This is a genomic window from Shewanella aestuarii (assembly GCF_011765625.1).
Taxonomy (GTDB): domain Bacteria; phylum Pseudomonadota; class Gammaproteobacteria; order Enterobacterales; family Shewanellaceae; genus Shewanella; species Shewanella aestuarii_A.
Map to the genome: position 1 here is coordinate 841,877 of NZ_CP050313.1, position 15,600 is coordinate 857,476.

The window sequence follows — 15,600 nt, forward strand, 5'->3', positions numbered from 1 at the left end:
GTTATTTATTACTATTGGAATAAATCACAGCTAATAAAAAAGGCCATTATGGCCTTTTTTATTAGCTGTGATTGTCGAGCATAAAGTTTAGACTTTAAACTCTCCCACAGAGGCTTGCAGCTCTTCAGCAAGCATAGCAACTTGATGACTCGACTGAGCTGTTTGGTCGGCTCCTGTAGCAGTTTCTTCAGAAATTAGTGCTATATGTTCAAGTTTTTCAGAGACTTGTTGGCTTACAAGATTTTGCTCCTGTGCAGCATGGGCAATGTGAGTACCTGAATCAAATGCGTTATGCACAGACTTGATGATGGTTTCTAAGGCTAAGTTTGCTTGTTCATTCTTATCGACACAACTACTGGCTTGGGCGCTGCCTAATTCCATTACCGCAACCGCTTCTTGCGCGCCTTGCTGTAGCACTTCGATCATCTGCTGGATTTCACGCGTAGAGTCTTGTGTTCGAGATGCAAGGCTTCTTACTTCATCGGCTACAACAGCAAAGCCTCTGCCTTGTTCACCTGCACGTGCCGCTTCGATCGCAGCGTTTAAAGCTAACAAGTTGGTTTGCTCAGCAATACCACGGATAACATCTAGAATAGAGCCAATTGAGGCGCTATCAGTATGCAGTTTATTGATAACGGTACCCGCTTTGCTGACTTCTTCGGCAAGTGCCAAAATAGTTTGTTTGCTTTCTTCTGCAAGAGCACGCATGTGCTGAGTTTCTTGATCGGCTTGTTTAATTTGATCTAAGGCTTGATCTGCACTCATCGAAACTTGTTGTGCGCTTGAGTTTAACTCGGTTGTTGCGGTGGCAACTTGATCCACTTGACTCTTCTGCTCTTGAATGCCAATGGTCGTTTGCGATGTGATCGCTGATGTTTCTTCCGCTGCGGCTGCCAATTGATTTGAGCGATCAACAATACCAGTGATCAAGCTGCGTAAACTATCAACTAATCGGTTGCAGTTTTTAGATAGTTCAGCAAATTCATCATGTCCGCTATCATCCAATTTATGCGTTAAATCACCTGAAGCTAATACATTGAGCGCTTGGTTAACTTGCCCTAGTGAGCGAGTTAATGGGCGAACCACAGCGATACTGACAAATATAGCAACCAAGATAGCGCCTAATACCACAATCATGGTGGTGACTACAGCTGAGTCAATTACTTCGATGGCATTTGTGCTAATGGTATCAGTGAATCGTTGAATGGCATTTGCTAATTCAGTCATTTTATTATTAGCATTGGTAGCACTTTTCAATGTTTCAGATAAAGCTTCGGCTGCAGTTGCATCATGGGTTAATTGTTGACTTTTTATGGTAATGATTGAGCTTGAACCACTTAACAGACTAAACACTTTATCGGTTTCGGTGGTTAAATCTTGCAGTACATCATTATCAATGACACCGTTACCTTGCATATGAATATGGCTGAGTTTACTTTTGGCTTCACCAAGCATGTAATCTAATTCTTTAACAATAAGCTGGTACTTATTCAGTTCAGTTGCAGCAACTAAATCATACACAGTGGTAATAAGGTTGACGAATGTGCTATCAACAACCCCTGCTGAGGCAGCAATACTGCGTTCGATTTCATTGTCACTGGTTTCTAAATCAATAACGTCTAACAAGATGGATGATGCATCATCAGCTGCATTTTCAAGATCGCCACGCATAGTTAATAATTTTTCTTGCTTAGAAAGTGCGCTCTGGCGCTCTTTGAGCATACGTTGGTTATTCGATTCAAAAGTTGTATAGGCGGTTTTTAACTGGCGAAGAGGCTGAGAAAGCGCATTTTGATCAGCGATTAAACTGGATAAGGTGTTTAATTCTGATTGAAAATTCTTATTCTCTGTTGCTAAGTTTTTATCGATGGCAGGAATTTTGGATGAGTGATTGCTGTAGTAAGCAAGTAATGTTTCTAGCTGTTGAGCGTTTAGGTTTTCACTCAATAAGTTAGTAGACTCTAAAGCGGGTAAACTGACTTGCTGTAATGTTTCTGTACCCTCTTTAATTCTGCTGTTACCTTGCAGTGTTACTGCTCCAAGGACAATCAGCAATAAAGTTACAACGGAAAAACCGCCAATAACTCTAGTCGCTACATTAATTTTCATATGTTACTCCAGCCTATTATTATTTTATCCTAACTTTGAGGTTAAGTTGTACTCAGGTACTTTTTATCCAATAGCATACTATCGGCTTAGTGATTGTTTAGTTTAATGCTAATTTAGTTTTCTTTGGGTAATTTTTTCATTTGATTCGAGGTGCCATAGGGTTAAATGTTCGCCCCAGCAGCATCCTGTATCTAATGCATGAATATGAGTTATTTTTGTTTCTCCCATTAATGCAGCCCAATGTCCAAAAACTATCTGATAAGGCATTGATAATGTATGTTTAAAATTAAACCATGGCTGCAATTGACCTTCATTAACTTCGGAGGGCGGTAATTTACAGTCAAAATCTAAATGTAAATCAGGATGCAAAAAGCGCATTCTAGTCAATGCATTAATGCAGAAAATTGCTCTTTCGATACCTTGTCTTTGTTTATCCCAAGTATCAGGCGAATTAGTATACATTTTAGCGATAAGTTGACTGATGTAGTCGCTTGACTGAAGTTGCTCACTGACATAATTCGCTTCATTGTTTAGCGTGGTTAAATCCCACTGTGGCGGCACTCCAGCATGGGTCATGATCAACTGATGTTCGGGCAAATAGCGAACCAATGGTTGTAGTCTTAGCCAGTCGATTAGTTTATTGCATTGTGGTGATTCAAGCAGGGCTTGTAAATGATCAGCTGGATTTGCCGATTTTAGCTTGGCATGAACAGCCATTAAATGTAAATCATGATTACCCAAAACCACTTTGCCGCTGTCACCTAGTGATTCAAAAAATTGTAAGGTTTCGAGTGAACCTGTACCTCGAGCGACCAAATCACCGACGGCCCATAGGGTGTCTTTTGAGGGATTAAAATTGACCTTAGTTAGCAAAAACTGTAATTCGTTGAAGCAGCCTTGAATATCACCGACAAAATAATTCGCCATAGTTACTGCATGACTCCTGGTACAGCCAGTCTAAATGGCGCAATGGGAGCAGAAAACTCTTTGCCATTGGTATAGACCATGCCATAAGAGCCTTGCATAAAGCCTACAGGGGTTTCTAACACTGTGCCACTTGAGTATTGATATGCTGTATTCGGCGCAATAGTAGGTGTTTCTCCAACCACGCCAGGCCCCTTCACTTCACTTTGTTCGCCATTAGCATTAGTAATAATCCAATGGCGATCTTTTAATGTGACATCTTGATCCCCCAAATTGATAATCGTGATGGTATATGTAAACAAGTATTTTTGATCTGCTGCATCTGATTGATGCTCTAGATATTGAGTTTCTACTTTGATTTTTATAGGGGAGTGATCATCTATCATGGTTTTTTTGTCTCGTCCTAAAACAAAAGGGCAGATTCAACGAATATGCCCTTTAATGGTCATTAGCTAGCTGATTTTTTGTCGAACAATCGGTTTGCCATAGCCACATATTGTTCTACCGAAATTTGTTCCGGTCGTAATGTTGCATCGATATTCAATGAAGCAAAATCATCATCATTTAATAATGTTTTCAAGTTATTTCGTAATGTTTTACGGCGCATATTAAAGGCTGTTGTTACAAGATTACGCATGACATTGACGTCTTTGCACGGCCACGGCTTGTCTGCGTAAGGCAGTAACCTGACTACTGCTGAGTCTACTTTTGGCGGCGGTGTAAAACACCCTGGAGGCACTTCTAATACTGGTACTACTTGGCAATAATATTGTGCCATAACCGTTAGGCGGCCGTATGCTTTGGTGCCTGGACTTGCAGATAAACGTAATACCACTTCTTTTTGAAGCATAAAGTGCATGGTTTCAATTTGATCGGCAAACTCAAAGAGATGAAACATGAGTGGCGTAGAAATGTTGTAAGGTAAGTTACCAAACACTTTCATTTTTTTGCCATCTTGTTTTAGCTGGCCAAAGTCGAATTGCAATGCATCGCCTTGGTAAATGGTCAGTTTATCTTTGAGTACTGGATGTACTTGTAAACGTTCAACTAAATCACGATCTAGTTCGACAACCGTAAGATTATCGATAGATTCTGCAACCGGTTCGGTTAATGCGGCTAATCCGGGACCAATTTCAACCATCACATGGTCATTATCAGGTGAAATCGCGCCGACAATACGACTAATGATATTTTCATCAGTTAAAAAATTTTGTCCGAATCGCTTTCTGGCCGTATGACCTAAATGTACTTTATTACTCATTAATTAATTACTTACTTTTGTCGATCATTTCTATGGCTTTGTTTACGGCGCAAAATAGGCTGCCGCTGTCTGCTAGACCTGTTCCGGCAAGATCTAAGGCTGTTCCGTGGTCTACCGAAGTGCGAATATAAGGTAAGCCTAAGGTAATATTTACCGACTTGCCGAACCCGATAGATTTTAGCACAGGTAAGCCTTGATCATGGTACATTGCAAGTACCACATCAGCTTGTTCTAGATATTTAGGTTGGAATAGGGTGTCAGCTGGTAATGGGCCAACAATATCAATTCCTTGTTCACGTAGTTCGTTTAAAGCTGGGATCATGACGTCAATTTCTTCACGACCTAAATGACCATCTTCACCCGCATGTGGGTTTAAACCACAAACAAATATTTTTGGTGATCCTAAGCCAAATTTGCTCACCAATTCGCGATGTAAAATACCAATAATATGGTGCAATCTGTCACGGGTGATGGCTTTAGAAACATAGGCTAGTGGAATGTGAGTGGTCATAAGTGCCACTTGTAAACCGGGGGTGGCTAGCATCATAACGACATCTGGGCAGTTTGCCTGTAGGGCAAAATATTCAGTATGTCCGCTAAATGAAATTCCCGCTTGGTTAATAATGCCTTTATGAACTGGGCCGGTTACAACGGCATCAAATTCTTTAGACATGTTTTTTTCACCGGCAAATCGCAAGGTGTTAACGACATATTCGCTATTTGCTTCTTCTAGCACGCCACATTCCACGGGTGCGGCAAGCTCGAAGGGAGCGATGGTCAGTGTGCCAGCTTGTTGGATTTGAGGTGCTAAAGTCGGGTCATAGTTTCTTAGTGTTAATGGTAAATTGAGCATTTTTGCTCTATCCATCATTAATTGTGGATCGGCACAAACGACTAGCTCAGCAGGCCATTCCTGCTGAGCTAGTTTGATAACGATGTCTGGACCGATACTTGCCGGTTCACCCGGCGTTATCGCGATACGTTTTATCATTATTGTTGATTAGCCTCGTAAATTTTCAGCCTCGAACACTTCGATATATGCGTCACTGCGCATTTCGTCTAACCAATTTTGTAATTCCTCGTTGAATTTACGACGGAAAATAAGTTGGTGAGCTCGATTACTATTCATCTTGTCTGTCGCATCGGTTTTGCGACGTTCTTCTAGTTGTACGATATGCCAACCATGTGTGGTTCTAAAAGGCTCACTAATTTGGCCAGGTTGCAAGCTTGTTAAGGTTTGCGCGAACTCTGGTACATATAAACTTGGCTCTGCCCAGCCTAATTCACCACCTTTAGCTGCTGAACCTGGATCTTCAGAGTACTGACGGGCGAGTTTATCAAATTCAGCCTCACCGCTGCGAATATCTTTCAAGAAACTAGCTAGCATAGCTTCTGCGCGTTCTTCAGATAAAATCGGTGATGGTTTTAATAGAATATGACGTGATTTTACTTCATCGATTTCTTGAACTTGTAAACCGCGGGTATCCATTACTTTAATGATATGGAAACCAGAACCGGATTTGATTGGACCAATAATGTCGCCTTTTTTCGCATCAGATACCACTTCTGCAAATAGAGTTGGCATTTCGTTGATGTTCATGTAATCCCAAACACCACCTTCAAGTGCTTTGGGGCCCGATGAAGAAGCAATCGCGGTGCTCTTGAAGTCTGCACCATCATTTAAACGCTTTAATACTGCTTCAGCCCGACGGGTAGAGTTTTCAAGCTGTTCGCTTGTTGGCTCATTGGGTACTTCAATTAATATGTGGCCAATTTGAAATTCGACATCTTTTAGGCCTTGTTCAGCAATTAGCTTTACTAAACTATTGATTTCTTGAGGTGAAACTTGAATTCGGCGTTGTACTTGGATTCGTTGAATTTCACCTAAGGTGATTTCTTCGCGGAGTTGTTCACGGTATTGGCTGAAACTCATGCCTTCGGCTTCAAGTTGCTGTTGCATTTGTGACACAGTCAACTTTTGCTCTCTGGCGATATTTTCGATTGTTTGGTCAAGCTGTAAATCACCGATGGCTAAACCGATACGTTCTGCAGTTTGTAATTGCAGGCGAGTTAAAATCAGACGCTCGATAACTTGGGTGCGCAATGCATCTGCAGACGGCAAAGCTTGGTTTGCCGCTTTCGCATTGGCACTGACGTTGGCGATCATATTGCTAATTTCACTTTCTAAAATGATACCGTCATTGATTTGTACTGCAACGCGATCTAATTCTTGAGGCGCTGATATAGCTGTATGGCTCATTGCACATGCAAATAAGGCTAACAAAAGTTTTTTACTGTGTTTCATCCAATAAATCCTTGGCACATTTATTTTATATTTCGAGTGGTTAGCTCAAATCTATTGTTATGTAATGGGTAACTCAAAGTTTGTTAATCAGTCATTCGACAGTGAGTTTTGCTCTTGGTTCAGCAATCTACCACAAATGAACCTTAATTCCTCAAGTAAAGTGGTTTACGGTAGTTAAATAACCCTTCATCTAGCATATCTTCAACCCCAATCGGTCCTGAGCCGCCTAGTCCTTTGATAACAAAGTTGAGATAAATGCCTTTTTCAAACTCTTCGCGGCCATCAATGATTTCTGATAGGTCATCATCATAGTTGGTTTTAATGCGGTAGTGATAACTTAAGCGTACGCCCCAGCAGCATGATTCATATTGAAAACCCGTGTAGGTTTCAATGCTTCTGTGTTCATTAAGATCATAATACCAGTTGCCAACAAAATATAAGTCATCGGTGAGTGGCCAAGAGGTTCGCACACCTGCTTGCGAAATATTCACCCTATCATTGGTGTTGGTGTTTAATAAATCTGGCACGTAACGATAACTAAACTGAAGCAATTTATCATTGCTTGGTCGATAATCTAAGGTGACTTCATTTTTCTTGTTTTTACCATTTTCGGTATCGTGCTGTATAGCGCCACTAATAAACCAATTGTCGGTAACATGTGCATCTAACTCCGCCGCGAGTACCGATGTTGATTTACTTGCTTCCTGAAAAATATTGTCTTGCAGTACTTTAGACTCTTCAAAGTAAATAATTTGACCGACACTGAACTTAAATTTTTCAAGATTTGTTTCATCAAAAAAGCGTGTTGTAAAACCCAAGGTCATTTGATTGGCATCTGCAATACGATCTAATCCTGAAAATCGACGGTCGCGGAATAGACCGTAGTAGTCTTCCTGCAATTGGGCTGTATCATAAATCCCGATCCGAGACTGATCTTGATAGCCCACATATAAATATTGGATTTGTGGCTCTAAAGTTTGGCGATACTCTTGTTCGAAAAACATCGCGGGTCGTTCGAAGTTTATCTGACCATGAATACGTGCCTGTGGAATAGTTCTGCTAACCGTATCATCTAAATCAGGATTTAATATGGAAGCATTCTGCCAATACTGGGTTTGTAATAACTTAATTTCACTGGTTAAACTGCCGGCAGGTCCTTGTATTGGGTAAATTAAGCTTGGTGCCATGTGTAATCTTGTTGCGGTGGCAAATTGATTATCTTGATGACGAAAATTGGTGATTTCAGAATTAAATTTAAAATCAATCGTGTTCCAGATATCGGTTTGACGATAATTAAATCCTAATTGCGGCATGACTTGATAGGGCAGTTCATCTTCACCAAGTACTTTAATATCCTGTACTCGCATATTGATGTCCCAGTTTCTTTCAAAGTAGCTGGCTTCGCCTATGCGTGAAAGTTGGTTGTCGGTTGCACGATTCACATCAGAGTTTAAATCATTGAAATAGTTGTTATCTGAAACATCGGTATAGTTGGCTCTGACCCGCCAATTATCTCCAATTGCGCCTTGGTGGCTAAAATGAAGTAAATAACGGTCAGGGTTATTATTTAACTTATTATCTTTACCTAGGTATTCAACATTCACCTGACCGTTTTGTTGCTCACCCAGAAGGTATCTGAATTCGGTTTTGGTATATAAGCCACGATTTGTCATATAATCTGGCGTGAAAGTTAAGTCATATTCAGGAGCTATATTCCAATAATATGGCACACTGATTTCAACACCATTTGTGGTGCTGGTGCTAAAACTTGGAAAAAGGAATCCTGATTTTCGTTTGTCAGAAACCGGGATGGTCATATAGGGGATGTACATAATTGGTACATCTGCGACACGCAGTTTGGCATCCCAAATCTCACCCCATTCTTCGTTACTGTCGATTCTTATTTTTCTTGCTTCAAGTAACCAAGATTCATCACCAGGTGGACAGGTTGTGAAATTGGTACCTGATAATATGAGGTTATTATTTGAGGTAATTTCCAATTGTTTGGCTTCACCATGGATCTGTTGGCCGTTAATCCAATATTCAGCGCCCTTCAAATTAGCACTATTATTACTCATTTGTGCTTCTAAAGAGTCGGCGGTAACCGTAAATAGTTCATCTTGAAATATTAAATCGCCATTGGCGTTAAGTTGCTGATTTTGTTGATCTAAAATAGCTTCGTTAGCCGCTATATGACGCGAACCTTGGCTGAAACTGACATTACCACGAAAATGGGCTTTATCGTCCATTGTGGCTGCGGAGCTATCTGAAATAATCACAATATCGCTTTTATTGATTCCGGATAGACTTTCGCGCTCATTTAGCGAGCTGGAAACTGGGGGCTCGACAAAGCAAAGTTGTGGTTTTTCCTCAGGTACATTTGCATCTTGAGCAAAGACATACTGAGGTAATAGGCATAGCGCCAGAAAATATCGGATCTGCATTATTGTCAAATATTTATGAATTCTTGTTCAAGAGAAGTTTGGAGAGATAAAGATGCTCAGCTAGAAAAAACATTCCATTCTTTAGCTGTTTCCAAATGTTATGCTAGCTATAATAAAGCAATTTTTGTAGAAGAGCCATTGAGATGAGTCAATCAGATTTAAGATTTTCAAAGCTGTCCACTTGGTTGGCGCAATTTTTTAATCAACCAGTCACACTTGATTTACTCTGTGGCGATGCCAGTTTTAGACGTTACTTTCGACTGACTCATAATGGCAAGCGCTATATTGTGGCTGATTCACCAATAGAGCTTGTGCCCATTGCCCCATTTATTGCGGTGGCTGACGCGTACCAGAAGGCTGGGGTGTTAGTCCCTGAAGTCATTCATTTTTGTGCAGAAAATGGTTTTATTTTACAAACTGATGTTGGTGACAAGCAATTGTTATCTCAATTGACGCCATCAAACGTGACAGCGTATTACCAGCAGGCTTTGATGCAACTAATACCTCTCAGTCAGGTTGTTGAAACAACCGATAGGCAGGTCACGCCTCCCCTCACTAAATCATTACCGATTTTTGATGCAGAGTTTGTTATGCGAGAGCTAACCATTTTTACTGAATGGCTTATTGGTGCGTTGCTTCATTATCAAATATCTTCAGCAGAACAAGCTATGTTAAATCGCAGTTTTAAGCTGTTAATTGACAATGTTGAACAGCAGCCCAAAGTGGGTATGCATCGCGATTTCCATAGTCGTAACTTGATGATTAATCACGATCAAGATTGTGAGCGTTTAGCTATTATTGATTTTCAAGACGCTGTGGTAGGCCCGATTAGTTACGATGCTGTTTCTCTATTACGTGATTGTTATGTTCGTTGGCCTGATGAGCTGGTACAGCCATTAATTCGCTATCACTTTGAGTTGCTCAAGCAGCATCAATTATTGAATAACAATATTGCCTTTAGTACATATCAACAATGGTTTGATTTAATGGGACTGCAGCGTCACATAAAAGCTGCGGGGATTTTTGCCCGCCTCAAGCTTCGTGATGGTAAAACTGGTTACATGAAAGATATACCGCTCACCCTAGAATATATTATTGATATTGCAGCCATGTATCCGCAATTGACAGAGTTAAGTCAATGGGTAAAAAATATTGTCTTCCCTAAAGTACAGCAAGCAATAGCCCAAGTTAACTCATCGTTTGAATAGGACGACTCAATATTTAGGAGGCTTTATGAAGGCGATGATTTTAGCGGCTGGCCGTGGTGAAAGATTAAGACCATTAACCGATACCGTTCCTAAACCATTAGTTGAAGTTAATGGTAAACCATTGATAGCGTACCATTTGGAAAAGCTGGCACAGCAGGGTGTTAACGAGGTTGTGATTAATCATGCTTGGTTAGGTTATCTATTGCCTGAGGTACTAGGTAATGGCGAACGCTGGGGGCTTAATATTCAATACAGTGTAGAAGTTCAGGCGTTAGAAACAGCTGGTGGGATAAAAAATGCTTTACCGCTTTTGGGGGAACAGCCATTTTTATTGTTAAATGGCGATGTTTTTATTGATGAATTACCCGATTTGCAAACCGCATTAGCCACATTAGTTCAGCAACAAGCGGATGCGTTTATTTGGTTAGTCAATAATCCGCAACATCATCCTCAAGGTGATTTTGCGTTCAACGGCAAGGATACCAATCATAATCAAGTCCAGCTTGAGGGGACGCAGCGATTTACCTATAGCGGTATGGGGATTTTTCATCCCAAAATGTTTGCCGAGCTCGCTCAGGGCTCTCAACCTTTGGGGCCTTTGTTGAGACAATCTATTGCGCAAGCGCAAGTTTATGGCCAATGTTTACAGCAATATTGGTGTGATGTTGGCACAATATCACGCCTAGAGGCGTTAACGGCTCGCTTAAAGGCAAACAGTAATTAAACTGTTTTTTCTTATCGATTTATTATTTAGCGGAACACTGCATGCGAATTTGGGGAAAAGTTTTCGGGTTTATCATCGGCTTTATGTTTGGGCGGATATTCGGTGGAATAATGGGCCTTTGGTTAGGTCACCTTTATGATAAACGCCAACGTTTAGCGAGCTTTATGCAACAAGCGGGTGAAAGGCAGGCTATCTTCTTTAGTTCAACTTTTTCGGTGATGGGTCATGTTGCAAAATCATCTGGCCATGTTACTGAGGCTGATATCCGCATTGCGACCTTATTAATGGACAAAATGCAGTTAAGCGGGCAAGCGCGCAAAGATGCTCAAGCGGCTTTTCGCTCAGGTAGACAAGCTGATTTTGATTTGAATCAGCAATTACATGACTTTATGAGAGTGACTCAAAAGCGTCATGAGTTACTGCAAATGTTTTTAGAAATTCAGATCCAAACTGCACTATCAGATGGTGAGTTGCACGCCAAAGAGATGCAAGTGCTATCAACGATTGCACAGCAATTAGGATTATCTAATTTATTAAACGACTTATTAGCTCGTTGGCAGGCTGAGTTTCAGCATCATCAAGCGCCTCAAAATCAACAAATGCCGATGACTGATGCCTATTTATTATTGGGCATTGATGAGGCTTGCACTGATCAGCAAGTCAAAAAAGCCTATCGTAAATTGATGAATGAGCATCACCCGGATAAGTTGATTGCTAAAGGTTTACCTGAAGAGATGATGGCGATAGCTAAAGCTAAAGCGCAGGATATTCAAGCTGCTTATGAGCGAATTAAAGTTTCAAGAGGTATGCGTTAGTTTGTGTAAATAACAAGGATCTGTTTATGGGCCGTAATTTTTTAGTGAGTAGCTTAGCTCTCACACTATGTTGTTTTTCTACGCAAGCAGAGGTCTATGTCGCCCCGTTTGCAGGCTATAGCTTTGGTGGGAATGGGCTAGGACTGACGATAAATGAAGGCGTGAGCTCAGATCTCAATATTAGTGAATCAGAGCATTATGGCCTTGTGCTTGGGATGAAAACTAACGATCCCGGCAGCGTTTATATACTATATAGTACCCAAAGTACGGATCTTCGTGATGGTGGATTATCATCAGACGTAGTTACTGAGTTAAATGTCGATTACTGGCATTTGGGGGGCTCGTTATATTTTCAACATGGCGCATTTAACCCTTATGTGACAGCAAGTGCAGGTGTCACAAGATTAATTCCGAGTCAGTCTTATTCAAGTGAAACCAATTTTTCAATGGCAATAGGTGGTGGACTCGCATATGGCATTACTTCAAATGTCCGTGTGTTTGCTGATGTACGTGGTTATGCGACTTTTTTTAATACTAATTCGAGTTTGTTTTGTGATGAATCAGAATGTTTATGGAAAGTTGAAGGCGATTTAATCTGGCAAGCACAAGCCAATATTGGCTTTGAAGTGGCTTTTTAATAAAACTTAAAGATGATTAGTCATCAGATGATAGTTAGCAGGTAAAAAATGAAAATTGTTGTTTTAGATGGCTTTACTTTAAACCCTGGAGACTTAAGCTGGCAGGGGCTAGTCGATTTAGCCGAGTGTCAGATTTATGATCACACCTTAGCCAAAGAGGTGCTCGCCCGTTGTAATGGTGCTGCTATGGTATTAACCAATAAAACCCAGCTTCCTGCAACACTCTTATCTCAACTGCCGGATTTAAAATATATTGGCGTACTAGCAACAGGTACCAATGTAGTTGATGTTAACTTTGCCAAGCAGCAAGGGATAGTGGTTAGTAACGTACCAGCTTATGGACCGGATGCTGTTGCACAAATGGTGTTCGCACATATTTTGCATTTTTATCAACATGTGGCGTTACATGATGGGGCTGTCAAACAGGGGCAGTGGGGGGCTTCACGGGATTTCTGTTTTACGTTAGCACCGCTGACATCCTTGAAAGGTAAAACGCTTGGTTTAGTGGGGTTTGGTGATATTGCAAAACAGACTTGCCAGATTGGCTTAGCGTTTGGGATGAAGGTGTTAATTCATACCCCCACACCCAAAACGAATTTACCTGAAAGGGTAACATGGTGTTCATTAGAGCACCTGTTACCTCAAGTGGATATATTATCGTTGCATTGCCCGCTTACTCCACAAACCCATCATTTAATCAACAAGCAAACATTAGCGTTATTGGCGTCCAATACCTTATTAGTGAACAGTGCCCGTGGCGATTTAGTTAATGAGCAAGATTTGGCCGATTGGTTAAATCAAGGCCGAGGATATGCTGGGTTAGATGTATTATCCAGTGAGCCACCTAAAAATGATAACCCTTTATTACAAGCTAATAATGTGGTGATTACTCCGCATATTGCTTGGGCAACTAAGGAGGCTAGGCAAAACTTAATGGATATAGCAGTGAATAATTGCCGTCAGTTTATTCAGGGAACACCTATTAATTGCGTTTAATGGCACTAACCAGCTAACCAGCTAACCAGCTAACCACGCAACAGTTTGATTTTTTACGTTCATCAACAAAAATCATCAATAAAAAAAGCCATGCTAAAGTGCGTGGCATTTTTATTGGTGTTTTATATTGAGCTTAATTGATTGCCGTTATAAAACCACTTGGATTTCAGCCGCGCACCGCTTGGCTTTATCAATTGCTTTTTCAATACTGCTGTCTTTCGCAAGAGCGACACCTAAACGTCGGCGGCCATTAATGTCAGGTTTACCAAACAGACGTAATTGAGTGTCTGGTATTGTTAATGCTTGTGCCATGCCTTTGTAACGGATGTTTTCCGATTGGCCCTCAGCTAAAATGACTGCTGAAGATGACGGACCAAACTGCTGAATTTTACCTATCGGTAAGCCTAATATCGCGCGAACGTGTAGAGCAAATTCTGACAAGTCTTGGCTGATAAGTGTGACTAAGCCTGTATCGTGTGGTCTCGGCGAGACCTCAGAAAAGTAAACCTCTTCACCCTTAATAAATAACTCAACACCAAATAGACCATAACCACCTAAGGCCTTAACGGCTTTCATGGCGACAATTTCTGCTTGCTCTAATACATGATCTGGCATGGCTTGTGGTTGCCAAGATTCTCGATAGTCACCGTCTTCTTGGCGATGGCCAATGGGCGCGCAAAAATGAATGCCGTCAACCGCATTGATAGTCAGCAGGGTGATTTCATAATCAAAATCCACAAAGCCTTCAACAATGACTCTACCTTGACCTGCTCGTCCGCCTTCTTGAGCATATTGCCATGCAGCAACAATATCTTGCTCTGTTTTTATGACACTTTGACCTTTGCCTGATGAACTCATAACAGGCTTCACAACACAAGGCATACCGATTTGTTTAACGGCTTGAGTAAAATCTGTTTGAGTATCACAAAAAAAGTAAGGAGAGGTGGGCAAGCCGAGTACTTCTGCTGCTAGACGGCGAATGCCTTCTCTATCCATGGTTAATTTGGCAGCTTGTGCGCTAGGGACAACATTTAAGCCTTTTGCTTCTAAGGTGAGAAGTGTGTCTGTTGCAATCGCTTCAATTTCAGGGATGACAATATCGGGTTTTTCTTGCGTGATAATTGCCGCAAGCGCCTCGCCGTCGAGCATATTAATGACATGATAACGATGAGCAATTTGCATTGCTGGGGCATTGGGATAGCGATCTACGCCAATCACTTCAATACCAAAGCGTTGTAATTCAATCGCGACTTCTTTTCCTAACTCTCCACAGCCAAGCAGCATTGCTTTGACTGCATCAGTGCAATTGGGGGTGCCTAATGTTTCTAATGCAGAGGTACTCATATCAACCCTTGTTTAATGTTTTATTTTTAAAACAGTTTACCTATTAGCAGATAAAAATGGCTATTGATGGCTAAATAAATGTGAGCTATCGCTATAGTTTTTACTAGAAAACCATGTTCTGTCGATAAGACAAAGGATAAAAATTGTAAGTTTATATGATATCAGATTGCTTCTCGCCGAAATACTGAGCAGCAGGCAAGCATGTTTAGGATCATTTGCTTTATTTGGGTGGAAACTGTGACAAAATTTTATAAACAGTTTGCGTCGTTTTTTGTGCTTTCTCAGTAGTACTAAGATCAAAATCTAAACTGTCGGTTCCACGCCAAATCAAACGGTTGTCAATAGAATCTATAATATCTATTTGAATTGTTAGTACCTTAGCCGTATTACTGCCAATGGGCACACCTATGTTAGTCCCGATACTGGCGCCGCCGTTATTGCCCCATGTGCCCGTGCCTAATCCTATCGATAGCCCCGCACTTTTGGGGTTATCTTCGGTTTTAATGGCATAGTTGACGAAAAATCTATGACTCGTTTCAGTGTTATTGCTCGCTGAGAAGCCTTGTTTGGTGAGAGCTTGATGAATATCTTTAGCGACTCTCTCAGCGATAAATGGGTCGTCAATTGAATGAACTTCTAAAATGGAGAAATATTTCAACTGGCTAAAATCGTACAGAATATCATAATCTTGTTTTAAGGTGCTGCTACAGCCTAAAAGTGCCATGCTGGTCAATAATACTAACAGTGATGATTTTAACGAATGACGACAATTGGCAGAAACCTTAAAAAAGTGCATGCGTGCACACTCCAAATCTTGTACAAAATTGCATCA

14 protein-coding genes are annotated in these 15,600 nt (G+C 40.9%); 5 read left to right on the forward strand and 9 right to left on the reverse strand.

The annotated features are described in order from the left end of the window. Positions 1 to 87: 87 nt before the first annotated feature. From HBH39_RS03895 to lptD, 7 genes are all read right to left on the reverse strand, one after another. Positions 88 to 2,109 (reverse strand): HAMP domain-containing methyl-accepting chemotaxis protein, encoded by a 2,022-nt coding sequence (locus tag HBH39_RS03895; RefSeq protein WP_167675778.1) that lies wholly within the window; start codon positions 2,107 to 2,109, stop codon positions 88 to 90. Positions 2,110 to 2,217: 108 nt separating this feature from the next. After that, complete coding sequence (locus HBH39_RS03900) at positions 2,218 to 3,036, reverse strand: symmetrical bis(5'-nucleosyl)-tetraphosphatase (protein WP_167675780.1); 819 nt, start codon at positions 3,034 to 3,036, stop codon at positions 2,218 to 2,220. Positions 3,037 to 3,038: 2 nt separating this feature from the next. Beyond that, a complete protein-coding gene (apaG, locus tag HBH39_RS03905) occupies positions 3,039 to 3,419 on the reverse strand; it encodes a Co2+/Mg2+ efflux protein ApaG (protein ID WP_167675782.1) in 381 nt (126 codons plus the stop codon). Positions 3,420 to 3,481: 62 nt separating this feature from the next. Beyond that, positions 3,482 to 4,294, reverse strand: a complete 813-nt coding sequence (rsmA, locus tag HBH39_RS03910) for a 16S rRNA (adenine(1518)-N(6)/adenine(1519)-N(6))-dimethyltransferase RsmA (protein WP_167675784.1) — start codon at positions 4,292 to 4,294, stop codon at positions 3,482 to 3,484. A 7-nt stretch (positions 4,295 to 4,301) separates the two neighbouring features. Next, the gene (gene pdxA / locus HBH39_RS03915) at positions 4,302 to 5,288 is read right to left on the reverse strand and encodes a 4-hydroxythreonine-4-phosphate dehydrogenase PdxA (protein WP_167679959.1); all 987 of its coding nucleotides are present in this window, start codon (positions 5,286 to 5,288) and stop codon (positions 4,302 to 4,304) included. Positions 5,289 to 5,294: 6 nt separating this feature from the next. Next, a complete protein-coding gene (gene surA / locus HBH39_RS03920; protein ID WP_167675786.1) occupies positions 5,295 to 6,599 on the reverse strand; it encodes a peptidylprolyl isomerase SurA in 1,305 nt (434 codons plus the stop codon). A 143-nt stretch (positions 6,600 to 6,742) separates the two neighbouring features. After that, positions 6,743 to 9,043, reverse strand: a complete 2,301-nt coding sequence (lptD, locus tag HBH39_RS03925; protein WP_167675787.1) for an LPS assembly protein LptD — start codon at positions 9,041 to 9,043, stop codon at positions 6,743 to 6,745. 143 nt (positions 9,044 to 9,186) lie between these two features. On the opposite strand from lptD, the gene HBH39_RS03930 reads away from it, so the two are divergent. Genes HBH39_RS03930 through HBH39_RS03950 form a run of 5 tightly spaced genes read left to right on the forward strand, consistent with a single transcriptional unit; the run spans position 9,187 to position 13,424 of the window. Beyond that, positions 9,187 to 10,251, forward strand: coding sequence for an aminoglycoside phosphotransferase family protein (locus tag HBH39_RS03930; RefSeq protein ID WP_167675789.1), 1,065 nt, complete (start codon positions 9,187 to 9,189; stop codon positions 10,249 to 10,251). A gap of 25 nt (positions 10,252 to 10,276) precedes the next feature. Continuing rightward, positions 10,277 to 10,975 (forward strand): N-acetylmuramate alpha-1-phosphate uridylyltransferase MurU, encoded by a 699-nt coding sequence (gene murU / locus HBH39_RS03935; RefSeq protein ID WP_167675791.1) that lies wholly within the window; start codon positions 10,277 to 10,279, stop codon positions 10,973 to 10,975. Between the two features lie 41 nt (positions 10,976 to 11,016). Then, positions 11,017 to 11,790 (forward strand): co-chaperone DjlA, encoded by a 774-nt coding sequence (gene djlA, locus HBH39_RS03940; RefSeq protein ID WP_167675793.1) that lies wholly within the window; start codon positions 11,017 to 11,019, stop codon positions 11,788 to 11,790. A gap of 26 nt (positions 11,791 to 11,816) precedes the next feature. Next, positions 11,817 to 12,428, forward strand: a complete 612-nt coding sequence (locus HBH39_RS03945) for an outer membrane beta-barrel protein (RefSeq protein WP_167675795.1) — start codon at positions 11,817 to 11,819, stop codon at positions 12,426 to 12,428. 48 nt (positions 12,429 to 12,476) lie between these two features. Next, positions 12,477 to 13,424 carry a D-2-hydroxyacid dehydrogenase gene (locus HBH39_RS03950; protein WP_167675797.1) on the forward strand — a complete coding sequence of 316 codons (948 nt, stop codon included), beginning with the start codon at positions 12,477 to 12,479 and terminating at the stop codon, positions 13,422 to 13,424. Between the two features lie 147 nt (positions 13,425 to 13,571). Here the strand turns inward: HBH39_RS03950 and purT are convergent, their stop codons facing one another. Both purT and HBH39_RS03960 read right to left on the reverse strand, forming a co-directional pair. Beyond that, positions 13,572 to 14,768, reverse strand: coding sequence for a formate-dependent phosphoribosylglycinamide formyltransferase (purT, locus tag HBH39_RS03955; protein ID WP_167675799.1), 1,197 nt, complete (start codon positions 14,766 to 14,768; stop codon positions 13,572 to 13,574). Positions 14,769 to 14,988: 220 nt separating this feature from the next. Then, positions 14,989 to 15,564 (reverse strand): DUF4136 domain-containing protein, encoded by a 576-nt coding sequence (locus tag HBH39_RS03960; RefSeq protein ID WP_167675800.1) that lies wholly within the window; start codon positions 15,562 to 15,564, stop codon positions 14,989 to 14,991. Positions 15,565 to 15,600 lie beyond the last annotated feature (36 nt).

What these genes read in the sequence shown, in the direction of transcription:
- HBH39_RS03895 (WP_167675778.1), bottom strand. Translation starts at nt 2,109, where the DNA reads ATGAAAATTAATGTAGCGACTAGAGTTATTGGCGGTTTTTCCGTTGTA.
- HBH39_RS03900 (WP_167675780.1), bottom strand. Translation starts at nt 3,036, where the DNA reads ATGGCGAATTATTTTGTCGGTGATATTCAAGGCTGCTTCAACGAATTA.
- apaG (WP_167675782.1), bottom strand. Translation starts at nt 3,419, where the DNA reads ATGATAGATGATCACTCCCCTATAAAAATCAAAGTAGAAACTCAATAT.
- rsmA (WP_167675784.1), bottom strand. Translation starts at nt 4,294, where the DNA reads ATGAGTAATAAAGTACATTTAGGTCATACGGCCAGAAAGCGATTCGGA.
- surA (WP_167675786.1), bottom strand. Translation starts at nt 6,599, where the DNA reads ATGAAACACAGTAAAAAACTTTTGTTAGCCTTATTTGCATGTGCAATG.
- lptD (WP_167675787.1), bottom strand. Translation starts at nt 9,043, where the DNA reads ATGCAGATCCGATATTTTCTGGCGCTATGCCTATTACCTCAGTATGTC.
- HBH39_RS03930 (WP_167675789.1), top strand. Translation starts at nt 9,187, where the DNA reads ATGAGTCAATCAGATTTAAGATTTTCAAAGCTGTCCACTTGGTTGGCG.
- murU (WP_167675791.1), top strand. Translation starts at nt 10,277, where the DNA reads ATGAAGGCGATGATTTTAGCGGCTGGCCGTGGTGAAAGATTAAGACCA.
- djlA (WP_167675793.1), top strand. Translation starts at nt 11,017, where the DNA reads ATGCGAATTTGGGGAAAAGTTTTCGGGTTTATCATCGGCTTTATGTTT.
- HBH39_RS03945 (WP_167675795.1), top strand. Translation starts at nt 11,817, where the DNA reads ATGGGCCGTAATTTTTTAGTGAGTAGCTTAGCTCTCACACTATGTTGT.
- HBH39_RS03950 (WP_167675797.1), top strand. Translation starts at nt 12,477, where the DNA reads ATGAAAATTGTTGTTTTAGATGGCTTTACTTTAAACCCTGGAGACTTA.
- purT (WP_167675799.1), bottom strand. Translation starts at nt 14,768, where the DNA reads ATGAGTACCTCTGCATTAGAAACATTAGGCACCCCCAATTGCACTGAT.
- HBH39_RS03960 (WP_167675800.1), bottom strand. Translation starts at nt 15,564, where the DNA reads ATGCACTTTTTTAAGGTTTCTGCCAATTGTCGTCATTCGTTAAAATCA.